This window comes from Sphingobium sp. HDIP04, assembly GCF_000445085.1.
Classification (GTDB): domain Bacteria; phylum Pseudomonadota; class Alphaproteobacteria; order Sphingomonadales; family Sphingomonadaceae; genus Sphingobium; species Sphingobium indicum.
Genome location: NZ_ATDO01000095.1, coordinates 44,605 through 68,281 on the forward strand (window position 1 = coordinate 44,605; position 23,677 = coordinate 68,281).

General features: G+C 63.3%; 21 protein-coding genes. 11 read left to right on the forward strand and 10 right to left on the reverse strand.

What is annotated here, in order from left to right; genetic code table 11:
* Positions 1-15 precede the first annotated feature (15 nt).
* Together L286_RS37635 and L286_RS37640 are read right to left on the reverse strand one after the other, a co-directional pair.
* A complete protein-coding gene (locus L286_RS37635) occupies positions 16-774 on the reverse strand; it encodes an SDR family NAD(P)-dependent oxidoreductase (RefSeq protein ID WP_021223589.1) in 759 nt (252 codons plus the stop codon).
* Positions 771-3,146 carry a TonB-dependent receptor gene (locus L286_RS37640; protein WP_020819575.1) on the reverse strand — a complete coding sequence of 792 codons (2,376 nt, stop codon included), beginning with the start codon at positions 3,144-3,146 and terminating at the stop codon, positions 771-773. The genes L286_RS37635 and L286_RS37640 overlap by 4 nt, the downstream gene beginning before the upstream one ends.
* A gap of 267 nt (positions 3,147-3,413) precedes the next feature.
* Between L286_RS37640 and L286_RS37645 the strand changes: the two genes are divergently transcribed.
* A complete protein-coding gene (locus L286_RS37645) occupies positions 3,414-4,643 on the forward strand; it encodes an aromatic ring-hydroxylating oxygenase subunit alpha (protein WP_020819574.1) in 1,230 nt (409 codons plus the stop codon).
* A 40-nt stretch (positions 4,644-4,683) separates the two neighbouring features.
* Positions 4,684-5,016, forward strand: coding sequence for a hypothetical protein (locus L286_RS37650; protein WP_013053945.1), 333 nt, complete (start codon positions 4,684-4,686; stop codon positions 5,014-5,016).
* A 39-nt stretch (positions 5,017-5,055) separates the two neighbouring features.
* Here the strand turns inward: L286_RS37650 and L286_RS37655 are convergent, their stop codons facing one another.
* Positions 5,056-5,868, reverse strand: a complete 813-nt coding sequence (locus L286_RS37655) for an SDR family NAD(P)-dependent oxidoreductase (RefSeq protein ID WP_025160648.1) — start codon at positions 5,866-5,868, stop codon at positions 5,056-5,058.
* Between the two features lie 295 nt (positions 5,869-6,163).
* Positions 6,164-6,862: a TetR/AcrR family transcriptional regulator gene (locus L286_RS37660; protein WP_233431822.1), complete on the reverse strand. Its 699-nt coding sequence runs from the start codon at positions 6,860-6,862 to the stop codon at positions 6,164-6,166.
* Between the two features lie 351 nt (positions 6,863-7,213).
* Here L286_RS37660 and L286_RS0124715 point away from each other — a divergent pair, with 351 nt between their 5' ends.
* The 6 genes from L286_RS0124715 (at position 7,214) to L286_RS37685 (ending at position 12,033) form a co-directional block, all read left to right on the forward strand.
* Positions 7,214-7,789 carry a VOC family protein gene (locus L286_RS0124715; RefSeq protein ID WP_025160647.1) on the forward strand — a complete coding sequence of 192 codons (576 nt, stop codon included), beginning with the start codon at positions 7,214-7,216 and terminating at the stop codon, positions 7,787-7,789.
* Between the two features lie 150 nt (positions 7,790-7,939).
* The gene (locus L286_RS37665; RefSeq protein ID WP_020819571.1) at positions 7,940-9,586 is read left to right on the forward strand and encodes an FAD-dependent monooxygenase; all 1,647 of its coding nucleotides are present in this window, start codon (positions 7,940-7,942) and stop codon (positions 9,584-9,586) included.
* A gap of 55 nt (positions 9,587-9,641) precedes the next feature.
* Positions 9,642-10,064 (forward strand): nuclear transport factor 2 family protein, encoded by a 423-nt coding sequence (locus tag L286_RS37670; RefSeq protein WP_020819570.1) that lies wholly within the window; start codon positions 9,642-9,644, stop codon positions 10,062-10,064.
* Positions 10,065-10,108: 44 nt separating this feature from the next.
* Entirely contained in the window at positions 10,109-10,450 is a 342-nt protein-coding gene (locus L286_RS37675) for a hypothetical protein (RefSeq protein ID WP_013053951.1), read from the forward strand.
* Positions 10,447-11,286 carry an SDR family NAD(P)-dependent oxidoreductase gene (locus L286_RS37680; RefSeq protein ID WP_020819569.1) on the forward strand — a complete coding sequence of 280 codons (840 nt, stop codon included), beginning with the start codon at positions 10,447-10,449 and terminating at the stop codon, positions 11,284-11,286. The genes L286_RS37675 and L286_RS37680 overlap by 4 nt, the downstream gene beginning before the upstream one ends.
* Before the next feature lie 18 nt (positions 11,287-11,304).
* Positions 11,305-12,033 (forward strand): hypothetical protein, encoded by a 729-nt coding sequence (locus L286_RS37685; RefSeq protein ID WP_020819568.1) that lies wholly within the window; start codon positions 11,305-11,307, stop codon positions 12,031-12,033.
* A 122-nt stretch (positions 12,034-12,155) separates the two neighbouring features.
* Here the strand turns inward: L286_RS37685 and L286_RS37690 are convergent, their stop codons facing one another.
* Positions 12,156-13,565, reverse strand: a complete 1,410-nt coding sequence (locus L286_RS37690; RefSeq protein WP_020819567.1) for a 4-hydroxyphenylacetate 3-hydroxylase N-terminal domain-containing protein — start codon at positions 13,563-13,565, stop codon at positions 12,156-12,158.
* 112 nt (positions 13,566-13,677) lie between these two features.
* Positions 13,678-14,769 carry a 3,4-dihydroxy-2-butanone-4-phosphate synthase gene (gene ribB / locus L286_RS37695; protein WP_020819566.1) on the reverse strand — a complete coding sequence of 364 codons (1,092 nt, stop codon included), beginning with the start codon at positions 14,767-14,769 and terminating at the stop codon, positions 13,678-13,680.
* Between the two features lie 323 nt (positions 14,770-15,092).
* Between ribB and L286_RS37700 the strand changes: the two genes are divergently transcribed.
* Positions 15,093-17,156 carry a 3-hydroxyacyl-CoA dehydrogenase NAD-binding domain-containing protein gene (locus tag L286_RS37700; protein WP_020819565.1) on the forward strand — a complete coding sequence of 688 codons (2,064 nt, stop codon included), beginning with the start codon at positions 15,093-15,095 and terminating at the stop codon, positions 17,154-17,156.
* 58 nt (positions 17,157-17,214) lie between these two features.
* On the opposite strand, the gene L286_RS37705 is transcribed toward L286_RS37700, so the two are convergent.
* Positions 17,215-17,934 (reverse strand): enoyl-CoA hydratase, encoded by a 720-nt coding sequence (locus L286_RS37705; RefSeq protein ID WP_020819564.1) that lies wholly within the window; start codon positions 17,932-17,934, stop codon positions 17,215-17,217.
* A 73-nt stretch (positions 17,935-18,007) separates the two neighbouring features.
* Positions 18,008-19,171 (reverse strand): acetyl-CoA C-acetyltransferase, encoded by a 1,164-nt coding sequence (locus L286_RS37710; protein ID WP_020819563.1) that lies wholly within the window; start codon positions 19,169-19,171, stop codon positions 18,008-18,010.
* 138 nt (positions 19,172-19,309) lie between these two features.
* On the opposite strand from L286_RS37710, the gene L286_RS37715 reads away from it, so the two are divergent.
* Both L286_RS37715 and L286_RS37720 read left to right on the forward strand, forming a co-directional pair.
* Entirely contained in the window at positions 19,310-20,173 is an 864-nt protein-coding gene (locus L286_RS37715) for a MaoC/PaaZ C-terminal domain-containing protein (RefSeq protein WP_020819562.1), read from the forward strand.
* Positions 20,174-20,275: 102 nt separating this feature from the next.
* Positions 20,276-20,950, forward strand: coding sequence for a TetR/AcrR family transcriptional regulator (locus tag L286_RS37720; protein WP_020819561.1), 675 nt, complete (start codon positions 20,276-20,278; stop codon positions 20,948-20,950).
* Between the two features lie 57 nt (positions 20,951-21,007).
* On the opposite strand, the gene L286_RS37725 is transcribed toward L286_RS37720, so the two are convergent.
* Together L286_RS37725 and L286_RS37730 are read right to left on the reverse strand one after the other, a co-directional pair.
* Positions 21,008-22,462, reverse strand: a complete 1,455-nt coding sequence (locus L286_RS37725; RefSeq protein ID WP_020819560.1) for an AMP-binding protein — start codon at positions 22,460-22,462, stop codon at positions 21,008-21,010.
* A 257-nt stretch (positions 22,463-22,719) separates the two neighbouring features.
* Complete coding sequence (locus L286_RS37730; protein ID WP_020819559.1) at positions 22,720-23,505, reverse strand: enoyl-CoA hydratase-related protein; 786 nt, start codon at positions 23,503-23,505, stop codon at positions 22,720-22,722.
* Positions 23,506-23,677: the final 172 nt, after the last annotated feature.

Here is a 23,677-nt window from a genome sequence, read left to right on the forward strand (position 1 = left end):
TTCATCAGGGCGCGATCAGATCGCTCCGCCGCCGTCGACGGGCAGTTCGGCGCCCGTGATGTAGGCGGCCTCCGCCGACGTCAGGAATGTCACGGCGTCCGCAATCTCATCGGGCGTCCCCATCCTGGCCAAGGGCATGGTCGCCACGATCGCGTCGTTGAAGCCGGCGGGATTCAGTTGGATCATGGGCGTGTCGATGGCGCCCGGATAGATGCCGTTCACGCGAATGCCATGCTTCGCCAGTTCCAGGGCCGCGCATCTGGTCATGCCCCGGACCGCCCATTTCGATGCCGAATAGGCGAACATGCCGGCTATTCCGCGCAGCGCGACGCCGGACGATATGTTCACGATCGAACCGCCCCCCGCATCGGCGATCAAGGGCGCGGCCGCCTTCATCCCCAGGAAGACGCCCAGTTGATTGACGTCGACGCTTCTCGCGAACTGCTCCCGGTCCGTTTCGAGCATGCGCAGCGGAATGAAAATGCCCGCGCAATTCACCAATGCCGTCAGCTTGCCGAAGGCCGCCAGCGCCGTCGAACAGGCATCGTCCCACTGGCTTTCGCTGGCAACGTCCAGAAGCTGGAACCTTGCCGCCGCTCCCAGTTCCGCCGCCAGCCGCTCGCCGGCGGGATTGCGGTCGGCAAGGACGACCGATGCGCCGGCCGCGACGAATTTCCGGGCTATGGCCGCGCCCATGCCGCTCGCGGCGCCGGTGACGATCGCCACCGTGCCGCCGAGCCGCCTGTTCGACGCAGGCTCCACCCCCTCGCTCATCGCGTCCGCACTGTGAGGGATATGCCGTATGTGGCGGGCGTCCCCACGCGTCGCGCGATGGTGTCGTTGGCGAAGTTGACCGACGTCTCGTAGAGTTTGTTCGTCACGTTGCGGCCGAACAGCGTAAGCCGCCAGCTATCGTCATGCCCCGCGACGCCCGCGCGAAGATCGAGCAAGGCCCGACCGCGCAGCCTGTAGAGGGTTTCCGGATTGTCGGGCAGGGTGAAGGTGGAATTGGACGCGCTCTGGAAGTTCAGGCTGCTTCCGACAAATGCCTTGAAGCTGCCCGCGTTCCATTCATATTGCGCGTCGGCTGACCCCTGCCAGGTGGGCGTGAACGGGACGCGCGATCCCCTGAAATTGCCGAAGTCGCCGGCGCCGTTGAAGGTCGTGAAATCGGAAACGACCTTGGTCTTGATATAGGTCGCCGCGGCCGAGAGCGAGAGGCCGGGATAAGGCCGCGCCACCAGGCTCGCCTCCGCCCCGACCGAGCGCACCTTCGGCACGTTGACGAGCAGTTCCAGCAGGCCGAAGACAAGATCCTCTATGCGCGCGCGCTCCTGCTTGTCGCGATAGTCGTAATAGAATCCGGCGAGATTGAACTGGAGGTGCTTGTCGAAAAGCGGCAGCTTCGCCCCGGCCTCATAGGCGTCCACCCGCTCCTGCCGCGCCGGCACATATTGCGAGGTGGAGGAGGCCGAGATGTTCGAGAAGGCGCCCGCCTTGTACCCCCGGCTGAAGGTCGCGTAGAGCAGAGCGCCGCTCGGCGCCTTGTAGGACATGCCTGCCAGGAGCGAGATATTGTCCTCGTTCAGCGAGGACTGATTGCCTGCGGGCAAGAGTTCGGGCGCGGGCGTCAGGGAATAGCATTGGTTCTGGTCGACGACTTCGACCGGCGTGTTCTTGAGGCCGAAGGCCGCGAATATTTCCTGGAGCCGGGTGAATATCCGTCCGGTGGCGTTTTCAACGCTGCCATCATAGCTGCATTGATAGGCCGACCGATTCTGCTTCGTATAGCGGATGCCGCCCTTGATCGACAGGCCATCGACGACCTCATATTCGGCATTGGCGAAGACCGCATAGGTGCGCGTCTTCTGAAGCGCCTGCGATATGGCGGCCGAGATCGGAGGCAGGTCGGGAAAGGGCGTGGATGCCGAGGCGTCGAAAATGCGGTACTGATGGCGGTCGTCCACATTCGCGTAATCGTAATTGGCGCCGATCAGACCCCGGAAGCGGTCCGTATCCAGGCTGAGCCGAAGTTCCTGGCTGAACGTCTTGATCCTGCCAAAGGCCCGACCCGTGAAGTCCACGAAGGCCGTTCCGTCATAATCCTGGAATCGGTCAAGATCCTGATGCTGATAGGATGTTATCGAAATCAGCTTCAATTGGTTCGACAATTCATATTCGCCGCGCAGCCCGACCTGCCAATAGCGATCGTTCATCGCCTTCGGCCATGACGAATCCCAATCGGCGGCGCGAGGGTTGTTTGGCGCGATCGGCGAGGCGGCGACTTCAGGCGAAACGGGGCCCGGATTGTCCGGAACGATCTGCACCAACTGGGTCGCCGTGGTGTCGGACCTGTTCCGCCAGGCATTTGCGGAAAACCTTAGCGTCAGGCGTTCCGTCGGCGTCCAGTCGAGCAGCAGGCGGCCCGCCAACTGGTTCTGTTCGCCCCGCTTGTCCCCCGGCCTGGTGAGGCTATATTGCCATGCTCCGCCCTGCACCGTCCGCAAGGCTACCCGTGCCTGGAGAGTCGAGCTGATCGGACCGCTAACGAAGCCCTCCACCGAAGTCTTGCCGAAGCGTTCGACGGAAACCTGTCCGCCCGCCTCAAATATAGGAGTAGGCTTCGCAGCGATATAATTGATCGCGCCGCCAGTCGAATTTTGTCCGTAAAGAGTTCCTTGCGGTCCCTTCAAGACTTCGATCCGTTCGAGGTCCAAGGCGGCCGCTTCGGTCATAACCGGAAAGGGAAGCGGCGATTCGTCGATATAGACGGCGACGGCCGGCGCTGAACCGAAACCCGAATCGTTGAAGCCGATGCCGCGCAGCGAATAGACCGGCGTATTGTTGAGCGAGGGCGCGAAGGTAAGCCCGGGCACGACCTTGGCCAGATCGGCGACGTTGGCGATGCCGCGCTGCGTGAGTTCTGCGCCGCCCAGCGCCGTGATCGACATCGGCACGGCGTTGATCGATTCCGAACGCTTCTGCGCCGTGACGACGATGTCGGGTATGGAGGCGAACGGCGCGCCGTCCGCCGACGATTGCGGACTCGCGGCGACGCTCCCCGTCTGCTCATCCGCCGATGCATAGGCAGGACTCGACAAGATCGTCGTGGCAACAAGCGCGGTTATCAAATGAACCTTGGCCATATCATCCCCTCCAGAATGTCGTATATTATAGATATTATAGACGGGATTGGGGCAGCGAGCCGGCAGCTATCCCGTGCAGGCATTTCAATATCACCTCCCGGTCATACCGTAAAGTATTTTATGTTTCGGCGCGGAAAGCGCCATCTTGCGCGTGCCGCCGCACCATGCCATCATAACTGAAATTATGGAGTTCGCCGATGCGCGAGGTCGGTGACCATCCCTGAAGAAAGAGCAGCCCCGTGGCGGTTCGAACAGGAGAGACGACCCATGAGCAGGAATTCGGCGGCTCCCGTGGAATCGCCCATTCGCCCCGCGACCGCCGAAGGAGCGGGCGGGGGGCTTTCAGTGCCGCTGGAACCCTATCGCTCGCCCGAATTCTTCGCGGCGGAACGGGAAAGGCTGTTCGGGCGGGCCTGGCTGCTGATGGGCCGGATCGAGGAACTGCCCACCCCGCGCAGCCATGTGGTGAAGAGGGTCGACATCTGCAACGCGTCCATCCTCATCACCCGGGACGGCGGCGATAGTGTCCGCGCCTTCCACAATATATGCCCGCACCGCGCCAACCTGCTGGTCAGGACGGAGTCCGGAAGCGGCGGCACGCTTGTCTGCAACTATCATAATTGGTCTTTTTCACTCGACGGATCGTTGAAGGGCGTGCCGGGCGAATCCATGTTCGGCGGCCTGGACAAGAAGAAATGCGGCTTGAAGCCGATAGCGCTTTCGGTCTGGGAGGGATGGATCTTCATCAATCTCGATCCCGAACCGGCCATGACGCTGGAGGAGTTTCTCGGCGACATGGCGCCCTATCTGTCGGGACTGAGCTATCCCTATGCGGACACGCCGGTCGTTCTTGAAGTGAAGGTCAAGTGCAACTGGAAGGTCGTCATGGATGCCTTCGCGGAGGCCTATCATCTGCCCGCCCTCCATCGCAACACGATATGCGAGTGGTTTTCGGACCGAAGCAACGCGTTCGGCAAGCCCCTCACCACCAGGATCATGGGACTTCACGCGGTCAATTCCATGTACGGGAACCCCGACTATGCGCCCGGCGACCGAAACGCCTTCGAACGGATCGTGGAAAATCCCGCCCATATGGCTTCAGATCATGTAGAGACCTTGAACCATTACCGGGCCCATGCGGCCGTCAATCCGACAAAGACCGACCGCTGGTCGATGGATGTCAATTACATATTCCCCAATGTTCATATCGATTCGATCGGAACCGGCTTCCTCGTGCATCATTTCTGGCCTGTATCCGTCGATGAGGCGATCCAGGAAACCAGGATGTACGTGCGTCGGCCCAGGACAATCAGGGAACGAATAGCGTTCGAATTCCACCTGGCCCGCGCCTTCGACGTCTATCTCGAAGATCTGAGCAATGTCGAATATACGCAGGTCGGGATAAATTCTCGCGCGACGGACACGATCCCGCTGTCGGAAGCGGAAATTCTCATCCACCATTCCATCGCGAAATTGCAGGAATGGATCAGCGGCTGACAATCGCGGCATGGACAGGCAATCAAACAAGGGACCGCTTATGCTTCTTCCGGAAAAATTCGCTGAATGGGAAGGCTTCGTTTCGGCATGGTGCCTGCCCGATACCCACGCCCGCTTCCAGGCGCGGTACGAAGGCGATCCGGCCGACCTCAGGCATTTCTACGATTCGCTGATGCCCAGGGTCGAGGAGGCTCTCGCCTATCTGGACGATTTCCCGCTCGAAGCGATGGAGGAGCCTGAGCGCAATCTGATGAACCTGCTGATGTCGCTGTCGCATGTCGCCTATGGCCTGGAACGCCATGGCGCGCCCCGCGCGCCCAATGCGGTCTACCCAAGCAGGATCAGGCTGGTCCGGAGCGTTTCGCCGGCCTAGAATATGCCGCTGGGCCAGCCTGAAGCCGCTTTGCCTCCGTCAACGGCCGGACGTCATCTCCTCTTTCCTCGGCGTGGTCGCGCCGGTCGACAGGTGCAGGCCGGCGTCCGAGATCAGCGTCACTCCGGTGATATGTTCGGCGCCCTCCCCCGCCAGGAAGACGACCGCCTTTGCAATATCTTCGGGAGTGCCGGCCCGCGCCAGCGGCGTGAGGCATTGCTGGGCTTCGATCATCTGCTGCAACCCATCCTGCCCGAACGGGTCCGAGAACCAGCGCGACGCGATGAAACCGGGACATACGGCGTTTACCCGGATTTCCGGCCCCAGCGACCTCGCCATCGCCATGGTCATCGTGTTGAGCGCGCCCTTGGACGCCGAATAGGCCATGCACGATCCGACGCCCAGAAGCCCACCGATAGACGAGACATTGACCACCGCCCCAAATCCCTGCGCTTTCATAAGGGGGCGGCATGCGCGCACCATCTGGTAGGCGCCGACCACATTGGTTCGATAGATGGCCAGGAAATCCTCGGCGGAAAGCCCGTCCAGATCGTCATGGGCGACCAGCTTCGTGCGGGCGGCGTTGTTCACCAATATGTCGACCCTTCCCCATCGGTCGACGGTTTCGGCGACAAGGCGCCGGCAGTCCTCATCCTGATCGATATTGCCCTGAACCGCCGCCGCCTCGCCGCCGGCGACGACGATCTCGTCCGCCACGCCTTGCGCTTCGTTCCGGCTACGCGAATAGTTGACGATGACCTTCGCGCCCTGCGCCGCGAGCCTTCGCGCCACGGCCGCGCCCAGGCCCGTCCCGGCGCCCGTCACGATTGCCACCTTGCCCTCGAACGTCATTGCGCGGCCCTCTCCTCCTTGCAAATCCGCATGCGGCCATGCCTGGGGGAAGATATTTTCCTCTCCTGACAGGTTCCCGCCCGCGGCCTTGCCGCCTATTTTCGGCATAACGTAATATTGTTTATGTTATCTGGCAAGCCGATGCCGGGCCGGATCACGATGCGAGTCACGCGCGCCTGCTCAACCAGGCCGCAAATGCATGGTCAAGAAACCCGGCGCGGTCATGAGAGCATGGGCGCGACCAGCTCCAGCCCCGAAGGCATCCGGCGAATCGGGCGACGGGTCGGTCGGCAGGTCAGGCAGCGGCGGCGCTGTTCTTCGCCGTCGACCGCTTGCCACCTCTTGCCCCCTGGCGAGGCGGCGACCCGCTTTTCGGCGCGGCTTGCCGCGATCCGCCCGGCTCCGACTCCAGCAGGACGGCCAGCACTTCCTCGCGGAACAGCTTTTCCTCCTCCTTGGTCGAGGAAAGCAAGGGCGTGATCGCCGCCGTCAGCAATATGCGGGCCCGCGTGCGCGCCTCCTTCCGGCCGAAGCCGATATGCTCGAAGGCGTCGGCGATGAAATCGAGCACGATCTTCTCAGCCTGCTTCACCGACGACGCCGCCCTGGGATCGGAGGCCGACCATACGCGCATCGCGCGATCGAGGGCGAACAGGCTGCTCTTGAGGCTGCGGGAGGCGAGATGGCGTATGCGGACCATCGGGTCGGGAGACTCGGCCGCAAGCTCCGCGACCAGGCCCTGCACCTGCGCCACGTTGAAATAATCGGCCAGTGCGCCGAGATAATCATCCATGTCGCTGAAATGATGATAGAAGCTGCCTGTGGACACCTTCAATCGCTTGGTCAGCTTGGTGAGGCGCATGCCGGCTATGCCCTCGCTCATCAGAAGCTGCTGCCCCGCCTCCATCCAATCGGCACGACCCAGCCATCGAGAACCACTCGCCACTGCCCGCTGACGCTGCCCCTTGACCATCTGACCTTCGCTCCACACCATATATTCCGCTATGGACTACCCCCGATCGGCCGGAAAGCCAAGGCGGCTCTTGGCCGGGAAGCGTCCGGCCCGGTCCGACGAGCCGCCGAGAGCGGAGGCAGCGGCGGAAAACGCCGCGAAAGCCAGCCCGATTCCAGTCCGGGATCGTCGCGGGCGCACCGGAAAACCCCTGCGCGGGCAAGGAAATCCAAGATGGCGGATGTATCCCCGCCCGAAATGCAAGCCGCAAATCGAGCCGAATGCCGGGCTTGCAACAGGAGATAAGTTATTTTATGCTATAGCTCAAACATGTTGATGGAACGGCGCGCGCCGGGCATCCTTGCAATGCATGAAGAATATGGGAGAGGCGGAATGGCCGAAGCGAAGGCGAAGCAGGCTGGCGGCGGGAAGACGCGCCGGAAGGTCGTCCCCACCCACATGGCGCATTTCGTCGTGAAGACCGCCCAGTACGAGAAGATGATCGACTGGTATCTGACCTTCTTCGACGGAGAGGTCGTGTTCTCGAACGAGATAGCGACCTTCCTGACGTTCGATCAGGAACATCATCGCGTCGCCATCGTCAACATGCCCGGCCTCCTGCCGCAAAGGGACGATACCGCCGGCGTGCATCATGTCGCGTTCAGCCTGGCGTCCCTCGAAGACCTGCTGGAAAACTACAAGCGCCTGAAGGAGAGGTCGATACTTCCCTGGTGGTGCGTCAATCATGGACCCACGACGTCTATGTACTACAAGGATCCCGACGGATCGCAGGTCGAATTCCAGACCGACAATTATGAGACCTTCGGCGAAACCGTAGAGTTCATGAAGTCGCAGGCCTATGCCGACAATGTCGGGGGCGTCGATTTCGATCCCGAGGAACTTGTCCGGCAGTTCGAGGCGGGAATAGCCGTGGATTTCCTGCTCAAGCGGCCGGACGTGCGCGGCTGAAAGCCATCGCGGACTTCAGCCCTGGGGCGTGGAACGGAAAAAGGCTGGCATGAGGCCGCAGCGATTTCGCGGCCTCAGCATCGGAAAGCCCCGGTCGGGTCCATGTGGACCTTTGGGGCGGCCTGGACATAAAGAGAGAGGACAAAACTGATGGATGTGCCGGTACTGATCGCGGGGGGCGGCCCGGTCGGGATGATCTTGAGCCTGGAACTGGCGCATCACGGTGTCCGGTCCATCCTGATCGAACGCAATCCCACGACCACGCGCCATCCCAAGATGGACCTGACCAACGGGCGCAGCATGGAATTGCTGGCGCGTCTGGGCGTGGTGGATATTTTGCGCGCGGCCGGCGTGCCGTCGGGCAATTGCTTCGACATCGTCCGCGTCAGCCACGGACTTCCCGGCGTGGGAAAGGAATTGTTCCGCTTCGCCTATCCCTCGCCCGACGAAGTGCGCAGAATGTCGCGGGAAACGAATGACGGCACGCTGACCCGCGAACCGCCGCTCCGCATATCGCAAATCCTGCTGGAACCCGCCCTTCTGGATGTGATCAGGCAAAACCCCCTCATCGATGCGCGGTTCGGCTGGACCGTGCAGTCGTTCGAACAGGATGAGGACAGCGTCCGCGTCGCCATTTCGGAAACCGACGGCACGGCGACCGAAACGATCGAATGCGCCTATCTTGCGGGATGCGACGGCGGGGGAAGCAATGTCCGGCGCGGCCTTGGCATCAAATATGAGGGCGATTTCGCGGTCGGCAGCTTCTATATGGTGCATTTCAGGTCCGATGCGCTGGACGCCCTTCAGCCTGACGGGCCATGGTGGCACTGGCTCACCAATGCGGGGGGCATGGTCGCGCAGAATGACCGGGATCTCTGGACCCTGCACACGCCGGTTCCGGAGGGCATGGCCCCCGAATCCGTCGATCCGCGCGCGCTGCTCAGAAATTGGGCCGGACGGGACTTCGACTTCGAAATATTGGTGGCCAATCCCTGGACGCCGCACATGGTCGTCGCCGAACGCTATGGCGAAGGCCGCGTATGGATGGCGGGCGACTCCGTGCATCAGTTCATGCCGACCGGGGGATATGGCATGAACACGGGCGTGGGGGACGCCGTCGACCTGGGCTGGAAGCTCGCGGCGGTGATCCATGGCTGGGGCGGGCCGGCGCTGCTGCGGTCCTATGAAGAGGAACGGCGCCCGATCGCGATCCAGAACCGCGCGGCCTCGCGTCGCCACCTGGATGTCAACATCGCCATATGGTCCGCTTCCCCGGCCACGACGGACGACGATAAGGCCTGGGACCATATGGCGGAGGAGATCGAGCGCCTCGGCAATGCCGAAAATGAAAGCTGGGGCATCGAACATGGCTATCGCTATGCCGGATCGCCGATCATAGCGCCCGACGGCACGCCGGAGCCGCCCTTCGATCCCGACAGTTACCGGCCGACCACCTGGCCGGGCGCGCGGCTGCCGCATTATTATCTGGAGGACGGCAACGCCCTGCACGATCTTCTCGGCCCCGGCTTCAACCTGATCAACTGCCGCGGCGCCGATACCGGGCCGCTGGAGGATGCCGCCGCCCAAATGGGCCTGCCCCTGAAGATCGTCGGTCTCCACGATCCCAAGGTCTGCGCGGCGATGGAGCGTCCCTTGCTGCTCGTTCGCCCGGACCAGCATGTCGCATGGCGCGGGACGGAACTCCCCGCGGATTGCCTGGCGCTGCTGCGTCGCGTAACCGGCTGGCAATCCGCCCTGGAACGCGAAATCCCGGAAAGAAGCCACGCCCGCGCCTGAAAGCACGGGCTTCGGGGGCAAGAACGGCGCCAAAGCCACGGAAAGGTGGAACAGGATGGATAATCCGACCGAGATCAAGGCGGCCTGCGGCGACATCATCGCCGCCTTCGCCCACCATGTCGACCATCGCGAATTCGGCGACGCCGTGGCGCTGTTCGCCGAAGACGGCGCATTCCTCAGGCCCGATCTGGAGGCCAGGGGACGTGACCAGATCGCCGCCCTTTGGGCCGACCGCCCGGCCAGCTTCGTCACGAAACATTTGTGCCACGCTTCCTTCTTCCATGATGTCGGCGAAGAATCCGCCCGCGCCGTGACGCCCTTCATGCTCTACACGGCGGAGCGCGAAGGGGATGAAACGGCTCCGCTGGAAGGGCCGGCGGCCATCGCGGAATATCACGACCTTTTCGTGAAGACCGATGAAGGCTGGCGGATCGCCGAGCGCCGCGCCGTCCCGATCATGCTGCCCCGGCGCGCATGACAGCCACGGACAAAAGCCGTGCAGTGACCTGAAAGGAGAATTCCGTGCCCAGATATATCGCCGTAGCGCTCACCAATCCCGTGGAAGGGAAAGAGGCCGAATTCAACCACTGGTACGACACCGTCGCCATCCCGTCCTACCGGAAGATACCCGGCCTAGTGCCGCTTGGCCGGTTCCGGCATCACAGCCGCGGCGACGATTCCGATATGCCGACATATTGGAAATATGCGTCCTTCTACGAAATAGAGACCGACGATTTCGATGGGTTCGTCGCAACCGTGAAGAAGACGCTGGATAATATCCCCGAATATCATCTGTCGGAATTTCTCGACCGGAAGAGTTGGTTCGAACCCGTCTACGAAGCGCTTTCCGGGGACGCGAAATGACCCTGGAACCGGCCATGTCGCTGGAAGGCCGGGTTGCGCTGATGACGGCGGCCGGATCGGGCATCGGGCGGGCGAGCGCCCTTGCTGTCGCCTCCCTCGGCGCGTCCGTGATGGTGACCGACATCAACGCCGATTCCGCCCGCGACGTCGCCGACCGGATAGTGTCGGCGGGCGGCCGGGCCAGGCATATGGCGCTGGACGTCGCCCAGGAGGAGCAGATCGCGGCCGCCGTTGCTGCCGCCACCTCGGCCTTCGGCAGGCTCGACATATTGCACAACAATGCCGCCTATCAGGGCGCCGACGCGATAGAGGGGGACATCGACGTCGTTTCGATGACGGTCGATTTCTGGAACCGCATGATGGCCGTCAACCTCACAAGCCATATGCTGGGGTGCAAGCACGCCATCCCGGCCATGCTGGAGAATGGAGGCGGCTCCATCATCAACACGGCGTCGATGTACGGCCTCGCCGCCTATCAGGCAATGCCGTGCTACGGCATATCCAAGGCGGGGGTCGCCATGCTGACGAAATATGTGGCCGCCTCCCACGGCAAGCGGGGCATAAGGTGCAACGCGATAGCGCCGGCCGTGATCCTGACCGAAGGCGTCAAGCGGTTCCTGCCGCAAGAGCTGGTCGATATGAACGAGAGCCATGCCGCCCTTCCCTATCTGGGCAAGCCGGAGGATGTCGCTGCGATGGTCGCCTTTCTCGCGTCGGACGCCGCCAGGTTCATCAGCGGCCAGGTGATCGCCATAGACGGCGGCACGACCGCCCAATTGCCGACCGTGACCGCCGCCCGCGCCCTTGCCGAAAAGGCGCGGACGCATGGCCGATAACAGGCAGGAGAGGATGCAATGCATATATGGCGCCAGATCATGTTCCTGCAACGGGCGGCGGGAACCAGCCGGGCCGAATTCCTGGCCAGATGGCCCGACGTCACCGACGCCATTGCGAAAGGCCACGGGCCAAAGCCGCGGCGGATCGTCGAAAACCATCCCTTGGACCCGATGGAGCAAGGGCTTTGCGGCGATGTGATCCCCGCCGCATATGATGGCGTGTATGAATTCTGGTTCTGTTCGGAAAAGGAGGCGATGGACGCGCTGCCTTCATGGAACGCCAGCCGCGACCTCAGGCTGAAGATGGACGGATGGATCGACAAGGACAACAGCCTGCAGTGGCTCGCCGAAATACATATGAGGATCGATCTGCCGGGGACGGCCGCTACATTGATCCTGGCGGGAAAGGCGGCCGACGGATATGATGTGGAACGCGCGCAGCAATATTGGCGCGACATTCATCCGAAGGTCTTTCTCGCCGAAAAGGACTTCGCTGAATATATAACGGGCTATGTCCAGAACCATGGCCGCGACCGGGCGGCGTTGCAAGGTCTCGATCTGTTCGACCGTTACGAATTCATGCCCCTTTGCGGTCATATGGGGCTGCGGTCGCTGAGGGACATCCTTACGGCCTATACCCTCCCAAGCTATGCCGGCCCCATTCGCGCGGACGAAGCCGTTTTCGGCAAGCCGGACGGCGCGCTGGCATTCGCCTCCACGAAATCGCGGTCGACCGAGCCGCGATAGGCCGATACCGGGCCACCTGCAGCCGGAGCATGATCCTCCCGGATTGAAGAGGATCATGCGCCGATTTTCCCTTTCCCTCATTTTCCCGGTCGCCGGACGACGCCGGCTGACATGAAGCTGCCTCAGCTTATCCCGGCCGCCTTGCGCGCCGCCGCCTTGGCCTTTTCCATGTCGAATGTCCGGTTCATCATCGTCCGTTGCGCGGGAAGGCCGCCGCCCGACTGGAGCGCCACGACGAACCACCATCCGCCATAGGCGTCGGCCGTGAGATCGCGGATGAGGTTGTAGACGCGCATCCGCGCCTCGATGTCCACATCCTTGCGGGTGTAGAGATATTTCCGGATGAACTTGCCCGACTCCTCATTGCGCAGGTCGGCTTCCATCGGGACGGTGATGACCAGCCCCCCCGCCAGGTCGTGCAGATATTTGATCGTCTGATGGAAATTGGCGGCGAGATAATATTTGGTCGCATTGACGGCCAGCGTGTTCGGAAACACCATGCCGGAAGGCTGGGACGTTTCATAATGTTCGCAGGCATAGTCCAGGCCCATCCTGATCATCTCTTGATAGACGATCAGTTCGCTCAGGCTGCTCTGGACGACGGGATCCTTGTCCTTCCCCTGCATCTCCGATACGAGCTGGGCAAGACCGATATAGAGTTCGCCGTTGCGAACCGACTCGACCAGGCCGCCCGTCCGTTCCCAAAGGCCCAGCGAACGGGCCAGAACGCTCGCCAGTTCCACTTCGCCCGCCAGGAACACGCGATCCCATGGCACGAAGACATCGTCGAACACCACGAAACCTTCCGGCATGCTGTGATGGGAGCTTGCAGGATAGTCAAATTCGTTCAATTCCGCGGGCGCGAAGCTGCGATTGATGATGGAAACCCCCGGCGTGTTGACCGGGATGGAGAAAGACACGGCATAATCCGCCTCCTCCGGGCGCATGCCCTTGGTGGGCATGACCACCAGCTCATGGACCAGCGAAGCGGCCGTGATGTGCAGCTTTGCCCCCCGCACGACGATGCCGTCCTCGCGCCGCTCGACGATCCGGACATAAAGGTCGGGATCGTCCTGCTCATTGGCTCGGCGTTTGCGATCCCCTTTGGGATCGGTGATCACTTCCGCTCCGCGCAGATCATTGTCGCGCGCATATTTGTATATGCGCTCGATATTGTCGGCATAGCGCGGGTTCACCTTGGCGACATCGTCCTTGACGCTCATCAACGCCATGAAGACGCCGGTGACGAGCGTTCCGATCGTCGTCTGCTTCATCATCTCGACGCGCTCGACCAGATGCTCCTTGGTGGTCGGAATCTGGAAGATGCGGTGATGCTCGTTGCCCTCCTCATCCCGGTAGAATCGAAATTCGTTCACCTCCGGATCGCCGTCGTCATAATCGCTTGCCGTCAGCGCGAGCGGCACCTGGAAGCGCGGATGGGTGGTGATGTCGTCGATGCGCTCGCCGTCCCAATAGGTTACGCGCCCGTCGTTCAGGCTTTCGATATATTGTTGCGGGGTCTTTCTAGCCAAGGTCGCTCTCCTCAAATCGAATTCATCAAATGTCCATCATGGCCGGTCGGGCTTCACGCCGACTTCCTGTGCTTGTCGGCGGATTATCCGCGACGCCATGACTTTTCTTCCACTATAAGATCGTCTGGATCGGTCGCCGCTCCACTATGTTGAGGCCATATCCGGCCAAGGCGGCCAGCTTCACCCGACTGGAACTGAGCAGGATCATGTCGCGAACCCCCAGCGCGAGCAGGATCTGCGCGCCGACGCCATAGTCGCGCAGCGCCATCTGCTTCGCCGCCTTGTCCTGCATGCCCGCCATCCGGCGCGACAGCCAGTCCTGGTCGGGATCGCGGACCAGCACCAGCGCCGCCGGCCCTTCCTGGTTCGCGATCATCCGCATCGCCGAGGGAAGATAGGCTTGCCGCGCCTCGGCATGGGCCAGCAGGTCCGTCGCCATGTCCACCTGATGCATGCGCACCAATGTGGGCATGCCGGGTCCGATCCGGCCGCGCGTCAGCGCGACATGCTCCGTATCGTCTATCCGGTTGCGGAAGACATGCATGGTGAAATCGCCATAGAGGCTCTTGAAAGGACCGCGCCGCACCTCCTCGACCTGGCATTCTAGCCGCCGGCGATATTCGATCAGGTCGGCGATCGATCCGATCCGCAACCCGTGACGCGCCGCGAATTCGCGCAAGTCCCGCAGGCGGGCCGTGGAGCCATCCGCGTTCAGCACGCCGCAGACGACGCCGGCAGGGGCAAGCCCGGCGAGACGGGCTATATCGACCGCCGCCTCGACATGGTCGGCGCGGGCCAGAACGCCGCCGTCCCGCGCCACCATCGGGAAGACATGGCCGGGCGAAACCAGGTCCGAGGGCAGCGAGTCCGCCGCAATGGCCACCTGGATGGTGCGGGCGCGGTCATGGGCCGAAATTCCGGTGGTCACCCCCTCCCGCGCCTCGATCGACACGGTGAAAGGCCGTCCTTCGGAGGAAGGCGCGCGAGGAGCCATGAGTTCGAGCCTGAGTTCGTCCGCCCGCTGCGCGGTGATGGCAAGGCAGATCAGGCCCCGCGCATGCGTCGCCATGAAGGAGATCGCGGCGGCGTCCGCAAATGCGGCCGGCCATAGGATGCTTCCCTCGGCGTCTTCATCGTCGGAATCGACCAGGACGCAAGGTTCGCCGCGCCCCGCGTCATCGACAATGTCCTCCATCGACGCCATTGCGCCCGATGATGGCATCCGTTCCGCCACAAGAGCCACAGCCTCTTCCCTTCGATCCTTCCTGGCGCCGGTCCCGCCGATGGGACGAGCGCCATTGCATAACAAAATTTATTTTCTAACCAATTTCCTTGTCACCCGGTCCCGGAGCGAAGCGCGGTCGCACCGCGTAATTTCCCTGGAACCACATGCAACTCGGCAGGCATTGATTATCGTTGAGACATAACTCATATTATGTTATGTGACAAGCCACTATATGCAACCACGTGACTTGCATCGCAAATTCGGCGGGACAAGACAGCCGGACATGGATCGAAAGGGGAGCAATGACTGAAGTGGCCAAATTGGAGAAGCATGGACCGATCGCCGTCCTGACGATAGATTCCCCCCCGGTCAACGCGCTGGGGCTGGACGTGCGCCGGGCGCTGCTGAAATATATATCGATGGCCGAGGCGGACCCCGAAATCGAGGCCGTCATCCTTGCATGCGCCGGGCAGACCTTTTTCGCGGGCGCCGACATTTCCGAGTTCGGCAAACCGTTCCAGGCCCCCGATCTCAGCGTCGTTTGCCGGCATATCGAGAACAGTTCCAAGATCATCGTCGCCGCCATCCATGGAACGGCGCTGGGCGGAGGGCTGGAGGTCGCCTTGTGCTGCCATTATCGCATCGCTGTGCCCTCCGCCCGCCTGGGCCTGCCCGAAGTGGCGCTCGGCCTGCTGCCCGGCGCGGGCGGGACGCAGCGCATTCCCCGCCTGATCGGCGCGCGCAAGGCGCTGGAATTCATCACCGGCGGCGCACCCGTCTCCGCATCAGCGGCAAGAGAAATGGGGATTGTCGACGAAGTGGCGGATGAAGGCGCGCTGGTCGGATCGGCGTTTGAATATGTCCGCAAGCTGATGGCCAGGGGCGCGCCGCTCCGCCGGGTCCGCGATCTTGAAGACAGGATCGCCGCCGACCGGCAGCAGCCGGAGCTTTTCGACGAATTCCGTCGCAGCAACGCCCGCGCCTTCCGCAGCAAGGATGCGCCCGAAAGCATCGTCAAGGCGATCGAGGCCGCAGTCGCCCTGCCTTTCGAGGAAGGGCTGGCTCGCGAGTTCGAGCTGTTCGTCGAACTGGAAAAAGGCCTCCAGGCCAAGGCGCAGATCCACGCCTTCTTCGCGGAACGCACCGCATCGAAGGTCAAGGACGTGCCGGGCGACACCCCCGTCCTGCCCGTTCGAACCGTGGGCGTGGTGGGCGCGGGGACGATGGGCGGCGGGATCGCCATGAACTTCCTGAACGTCGGCATCCCTGTCCATATCGTGGAGGCGGCGCAGGCCAATCTCGATCGCGGCATCGCGACCATCCGCAGGAATTACGAGATCAGCCTTAAACGCGGAAAGCTCTCTGCGGAGGCGCTTGAACGGAGGATGTCGCTGCTCCACGCCACCCTCGACCTCGGCGATCTCAGGGATTGCGACCTGATCATAGAGGCGGTGTTCGAAAGCATGCCGCTCAAGCAGGAGATATTCGCGAAACTCGATGCGGTGGCCAGGGATGGCGCGATCCTGGCGTCGAACACATCCTTTCTCGACCTGAACCAGATCGCAAGGGCCACGTCCCGCCCCGATCATGTGATCGGCCTGCACTTCTTCTCCCCCGCCAATGTGATGCCGCTGCTCGAAGTCGTGCGGGGTGACGCCACGGCGAAGCCCGTGGTCGCGACGGCCATGAAACTGGCGCGCAAGATCGGCAAGGTGCCGGTGCTGTCGGGCGTGTGCGACGGCTTCATCGCCAATCGCGCAATGAGGGCGCGCACCGAACAGGCCGACCTGCTGCTGCTTCAGAACCTTTCCCCTGACGAGATCGACGCCGCCATCTACGACTATGGATTCGCCATGGGGCCGTTCCGCATGCTGGACCTGGTCGGCCTCGACGTGATCGGCCGCGACTCGACGGAGCGCAGCGTCGCCAAGGATCTGGTCGCCGCCGGCCGCATGGGCCAGAAAAGCGGCGGGGGCTATTATGATTATGACGAGGCGCGCGCAGCGCGTCCCAGCGAAGCGGCTCTAGACATCATCCGCGCCCATGCCGCCTGGAAGGGCATAGCGCAACGCAGCTTCAGCCGGGAGGAAATCGTGGCCCGCCTGCTGCATCCGGTGGTCAATGAGGGCGCGAAGATATTGGAGGAAGGCATCGCCATGCGCGCATCGGACATCGATGTGGCGATGATCAAGGGGTATAACTGGCCGGTGCAGACCGGAGGTCCGATGTTCTGGGCCGATGCGGTCGGCCTGCCCAGGATCGTCGAGACGATGAAGGCGCTGGAAGCCGAACAGGGAGAGGCGATGCGACCATCGCGGCTGCTGGTCGAGCTGGCGGAGAGCGGCAGGACATTCGGTTCCCTGTAACCGCCTGCCGCTGCGCCGGCCGACGCCGAACGGCGGCTGCCGGCGCAGCAGCGTCGGATCAGGCCGGCCGCGCGCCTTCATTGAAGCGCTGGGCGCGCTCTCCTTCAAGGGCCAGCCCCTCTCCAAGGGTCAGCAGATAGCCGTCGTCGATGACCGCCTTCAGCCGCTCGATCATGCCGGGCGCGGTGGCAAGCATCGCCTGCGCCATCTCTTCCGCCGTTTCCAGAAGGCGGTCCGGCTCGACCACCCGGTTGACGATTCCCCATCGCTCCGCCTCCTGTGCCGGGACGAACCGGCATGTCAGCGACAATTCCTTCGCCCGGTTCACGCCGATCAGCCGACTCAGCCGCTGCGACAATCCCCAGCCGGGCATCGCGCCGACCCGCGCATGGGTGTCGGCGAAACTGGCATTCTCGCTCGCGAGTATCACATCCCCTGCGAGCGCCAGTTCGAATCCGCCGGTGATCGCATGGCCGTTGACGGCGACGATGACAGGCCCCGGAAAGCTCGCGACGCTTCGCACGGGGTCCGCCAGATCGGCGTCGCCGAACTTGGGGAAACCCTTTTCCGCGATTTCCTTGAGGTCGAGACCGGCGCAAAAGGCGCGCCCCGACCCCGTCAGGATGACGACCCGGACATCGCCGTCCTCCGCCAGGCTGCGCATGGCCGCGTTCAGGTCCGCGCGAAGCCGGTCGGACAAGGCGTTGAGCGCCTCCGGCCGATTCAACGTCACTATGGCATAGCCAGCCTTGCGCTCGATCAAGACCATGTTCGTCATCGCAACCCCTTGCCAGACCGGACGCGTGGATACCGGCATTTGCACGCCGCCATGGGCTGAATGTCGATACCCCCTAGAGCCGCTCGACGATCGTGACATTGGCCATCCCCCCGCCTTCGCACATGGTCTGCAAGCCGTAACGCTTGCCCCGCGCGCGCAGGGCGTGGATCAGGGTGGTCATCAATTTCGTTCCCGACGCGCCCAGCGGATGCCCCAGGGCGATGGCGCCGCCATTGACGTTCAGCCGCTTGGGGTCCGCCCCGCAATGGCTGAGCCAGGCAAGGGGAATGGGGGCAAAGGCTTCATTGACTTCGAACAGGTCTATATCGTCGATGGACATGCCCGCTTTCCTGAGCCCATGGCTCGTCGCCTCCAGCGGCGCTTCCAGCATGATCACGGGATCGCCGCCGCGCACCGACATGTGATGTATCCGCGCCAGGGGTTCTACTCCCAGCGCCTTCAGTCCCCGTTCATTCACCACCATGACGCCGGATGCGCCGTCGCAAATCTGGCTGGACGTGGCGGCCGTGATGATCCCTCCCTCGGCCAGCAACTTGACGCCCGCCATGGCTTCGCGGGTCACGTCGAACCGGATGCCCTCGTCCCGGACATGCAGCGCCGCCTCGCCATCGGGGCCTTGGACGGGGATTGGAACGATCTCCGCATCGAATGCGCCCACCTCCACCGCGGCGATCGCCTTGCGGTGGCTTTCATAACCGAACTGGTCCAGTTGATCGCGGCTGTGACCGTATTTCTTCGCGATCATGGCCGCGCCGTCGAACTGGTTGAAGACGATCCCCGGATACCGCGCCTTCATCTCCTCGCCGGACCATGATCCAAATCCCGGCCCATTGGAGGCAGTGCCCATCGGCACGCGGGTCATCGATTCGACGCCCGCCGCGATCACCACGTCCATGGTTCCGGACATCACCGCCTGCGCAGCAAAATGCAGCGCCTGCTGCGACGAACCGCATTGACGATCGACCGAAGTCCCCGGCACGCTTTCCGGCAGCTTCGATGAGAGGACGGCGCTTCGCCCGATATTGGTCGATTGCTCGCTCGCCTGGCCGACGCACCCCATGATGACATCGTCGACGATAGCAGGGTCCGCCCCAGCCCGGTCGACAAGCGCATCCAGCAGCTTGCCCGCCAGATCCGCCGGATGCCACCCGGCGAGCTTTCCGCCCCGCCGTCCGCCGGCGGTCCGCGCCGCGGCAACGATATATGCTTCGACCATATGCTCTCCATTTTGCGCGGCCCCTTCATCGGACCGCTCGAAATCGCCTTCACATAACATGTATTATGTTATAAGACAACCGCAGGCAGAGCATCGTTGCGCGCTGACGAGCCGATGCAGAAACGGGAGGGATGGCCAATGCCGCTGGACTATGACTTGGTGAAGGCCTGGCCCATAGCGGACATGCGGCAGCGTTTCGACGTCCGGGACACCATGCTTTACAATCTGGGCGTCGGCGCGGGTATTCCGGACGAAGACGGCCATGTCGATCTGCGCTTCGTCTGGGAACGGCGCCTAGTCCCTGTCCCCACCATGGCCGCCGTCCTGGGCGAGGGCGCGTCCTGGATGCTCGACCCCGCGACCACCATTTCGGCGGGCAATATGGTCCATGCCGAACAGAGCGTGATCTGGCATGCGCCGCTGCCGGCGTCCGGCGAGGTGATCGCGCGCACAGCCGTGGAGGAGATCTATGACAAGGGGGCCGACCGGGGCGCGATCCTGGTGACGCGGCGAACCCTGCACGAAGCGGACGGCGACCGCACGCTCGCCACCATCAGGGGCAGCGTCTTCCTGCGCGAAGATGGCGGTTTCGGCGGTTCGGCCATTGCACCGAAACCCGCGTTCCCCGCCCCTTCCCGGCCCCCGGATCGCAGGATCGCCATGCCCACGCGGCCGGAACAGGCGCTGATCTACCGGCTTTCCGGGGATTATTATCCGCTGCATGTCGACCCGGAATTCGCGCGCCGCATCGGGTTCGACGGGACGATCCTGCACGGGTTGGCCACCTATGGCTTCGCGGCGCGGGCGATCATCGCGCTGGCGGCGGAGGGAGATCCCGAAAGGCTGGCGCAACTGGACGTGCGTTTCTCCGCGCCCGTATATCCCGGCGAGACGCTGGAATTCGATCTGTGGCAGGTCGACCGATCGACCGTCGCCTTTGTCTGCCGCGCCGGTAATCGCGTGGCGCTCTCCAACGGCCTGGCGAAAATCCGCGCAAGCTGATCGCTCAAGATGCCGGGGACTTTGGGTCCGACGGCCCGCTCCGGCCCCGGCATAAGCCTCTTTGGATTTGCGCGGTGGCCCGTTCACCCCTATGGAGGATCGATGACGTCTGCATCCGCCAAGGCCAAGAGCATCGTTGCAGGCGCGAAGGGTCGGCCGGCCGCGACGCGGAAACGGCGACCGGAGGAGGTGCGCGCCCGCGTGCTCACCGCCGCCTTGCATGCCTTTGCGACGGTCGGATTCGAAGGCGCCTCGACCCGCGCGATCGCCGCGGACGCGCAGGTTTCGCTCTCCCTCCTGCTCTACCATTTCCAGACCAAGGACGATCTGTGGAAGGCGGTGGTGGTGGATCTGGCCGAACGCTATTCCATTTCCGGGCTGGACGCGATCGTCGCGCCAGACGCGACATCGCCCAAGGATCGCCTGAAGGCGATGATCCGGGGCATCGTCAACATGTCGGCGGAGGTTCCCGAACTGCATCGCCTCATGACGCTTGAAGCGCATCAGCCGTCGAAACGCCTCACCTGGATGTGCGAAAACTTCATCGGCAAGGACTTCGAATATATGTCCGGCCTGATTTCCGAAGCGCAGAAGCAGGGCGCTGTTCGCCGCGTCGATCCCGGAAGGCTGCGGTTCGCCATACTTGGCATGGCCGCGATCCCCTTCTCCGTCTCGGCCGAATATCAGCATCTCACCAAGCGCAATCCGTTCAGCAAGATAGAGATCGAGCAAACGATCGAACTGATCAACGCCCTGATATTCGCGGAGCCAGACTGATCCCGACCGGGCCGGAAGCGCCGCCAACGACGATGGCCTTGTCACCGGCCGGCCATCTCATCCTTGTTCGATCCGCGCCGCCCGCAGCGCCGAACGGCGCAGCTTTCCGGCTTCGTCCTTCAGGGGACCGTCGACTATCTCGAACGACCGCGGAATCTTGTTCCTGCTCAACCGGACCGCGAGATGCCCGCGCAGCTCATCAACGTCCAGGCCGGCGCCGGCCTCGACTATGGCGTGCGGGATCGCGCCCATGTCCATGTCCGGCAGGCCGATCACGGCGCTGGCGCGCACGCCCGGATAGGAGTCGATCTGCGCCTCCACCTCGGCCGGATAGATGTTCGCGCCGCCCGAGACGATAAGGTCCGTGCGCCGATCGGCCAGGTAAAGATAGCCCTCCGCATCGAGATAGCCCATGTCTCCGATCGATTCATAACCGTCCGCGTCCCGGCGGGACTGGCCGCCGCGATATTCATAGGTCGATCCCGGCCCCGATCTGGGCCGGGACCAGATTTCCCCGATTTCCCCCGGCGGCAATATCTCCCCCGACGAGCCGGCGACGCGCACGTCGAATCCCTCCTGCGAACGCCCGACCGATCCCCGGTGCGCGAGCCATTCGGTACCCGAGATCCAGTGCGCACCGCAGCCTTCGGTACCGCCATAGCCCTCCTGCAACACCTCCGGCCCGACCCAGTCGATCCAGCATTGCTTGAGCCACGCGGGACAGGCGGCGCCGGTGTGGAGCACGATCCGGAGGCTCTTGACCGAGTGCCCTTCCCGCACTTCCGGCGGCAGCATCCAGATCCGGTGCATCATGGTGGGCACCAACAGCGCCCAGGTGACGCCATGCCGGTCGATCAGCGCCAAGGCCTCGGCCGGATCGAATCGGGGCATCACGATCACATGCGCGCCGCAGAACAAGGCGTGCATGGAGAACATGAAGGAAGCATTGTGATAGAGCGGGCCGGACGCAAGCATCACATCCTCCGGCTCCATCAGATAGGAAGGGTCGAGCGGATCGAAGCGGCCGGGCGCGATCGAGACGATCAGTTTCGGCCGTCCGGTCGATCCGCCGGAAGCGAGCGCCTTCCACTTGTCCGCGACAATGTCGGGCAGCGGCTCGGCCGACAGGTCGGGCGTCGCGAAGCCGGGCGGCACGGTGGCGACGCCATGGGGCGGCTGCGCATGGGACCAGCCGATGACCAGCTTGGGCTGCCCCAGTTCGAGCAGCGCGCATTGTTCGACCAGCGGCGCGTGGCAGGAGATCGGCTGCGGCGTTGCGCCGAGCTTCCAGACGGCGATCGCGGCGCAATAGAATTCGATGCCGTTGGGCAGGACGATGGTGGCGAAGTCGCCCCGACCAAGGCCCAGCGATTGATAATGGCGGGCGAGCCGGTTGCTTCGTTCCTCCAGTTCCCGCCAGCCTATGCTTTCATCGCCGCATGTGATCGCCGGGGAGGCGCCCTTGCGCCCGGCCCAGAAGGAAATGCAGCGCGATATCGAGAGAAGAGTCATGCCTCCGGTCCATCTCCTGAATCCACCCACGCCATTCGCCGCGAGCCCCTTGAATCCGCGCGGCAATGCAACGTTTCCTACCCGGAGCCGGAGCCCCCTGCTCCCTGAGCCTGCCGAAGGGCGGGAGCCGCTTTTCCGCCGGAAACGGTTGACAGCAGCAACGCAGAGCGCGCCGCGTCAAACCCGACGAAGGCGGTGCTCTGGGTTTTCGCATCGTTTCAAGCAGAAAGCCGGTTCCCGCTTTTCTGCACGATGCCCTAGCTGCCCCGGAAATTCGGCGGACGCTTCTGCTGAAAGGCCGCCACGCCCTCGGCGAAATCAGCGGTTCGGCCGGCCAACCACTGGTTGCGGCGCTCGGCGTGGAGCGCCTTGCTCAGCGGGCCTTCCAATGCGTCGCGAATGCCGGTCCGCACCATGGCATAGGCTCTGGTCGGACCCGCGGCGAACTTGCGGGCGATTTTCCGCACTTCATCGTGAAGCTCGGCATCGGGCACGCATTTCCAGATCAAGCCCCAATCGGCCGCCTGCAGCGCGGGAATGCGCTCGCCCAGCATCATCATCGCCGTCGCCCTTGCCCGCCCGACCTGGCGCGGCAGCACCCATGTCGAACCCACATCGGGCACAAGCCCGATATTGATGAATGCCTGGAGGAAATAGGCCGATTCCGCCGCGACGGTGATGTCCGCCGCGAGCGCCAGGGAGCATCCGGCCCCCGCCGCCGGGCCGTTGACCGCCGCCACGACCGGAACCGACAGCGCGAACAGCTTTTCCAGCAGCGGGTTGAACAGGGTTTCGAGCACGCGGCCCGCATCCACCTCTCCCGGCTCCAGGTCTCCGCCAGCCAGATCCGCTCCGCTGGAAAAGGCGCGGCCCGCCCCCGTGATCACCAGGACGCGAATGCTGTCGTCGTCCTCGATGGCCGAAACCGCTTCATAGGCCTCGCCCACCATCTGCTCGTCGATGGCGTTCAGCCGTTCGGGACGATTGAATGTGAGGGTGGCCACTCCATCTTCGACGTCGAACAAAATGGTTTCAAATGCCATGTTCTTCCCTGTGCGCCTATATCTGAAAGTCGGCTCCAAGAGGGTGGCGACACCCCCTGGATCAGGCTTTGAGCAGCCGATAGGACAATCCCATAAGCTAATTTATCTCTCCGCTCAAGCGCTATCCCGCGCGCTCCTCGCCGGGGCTTTTCCGCCTGAAGCCGCGAACACG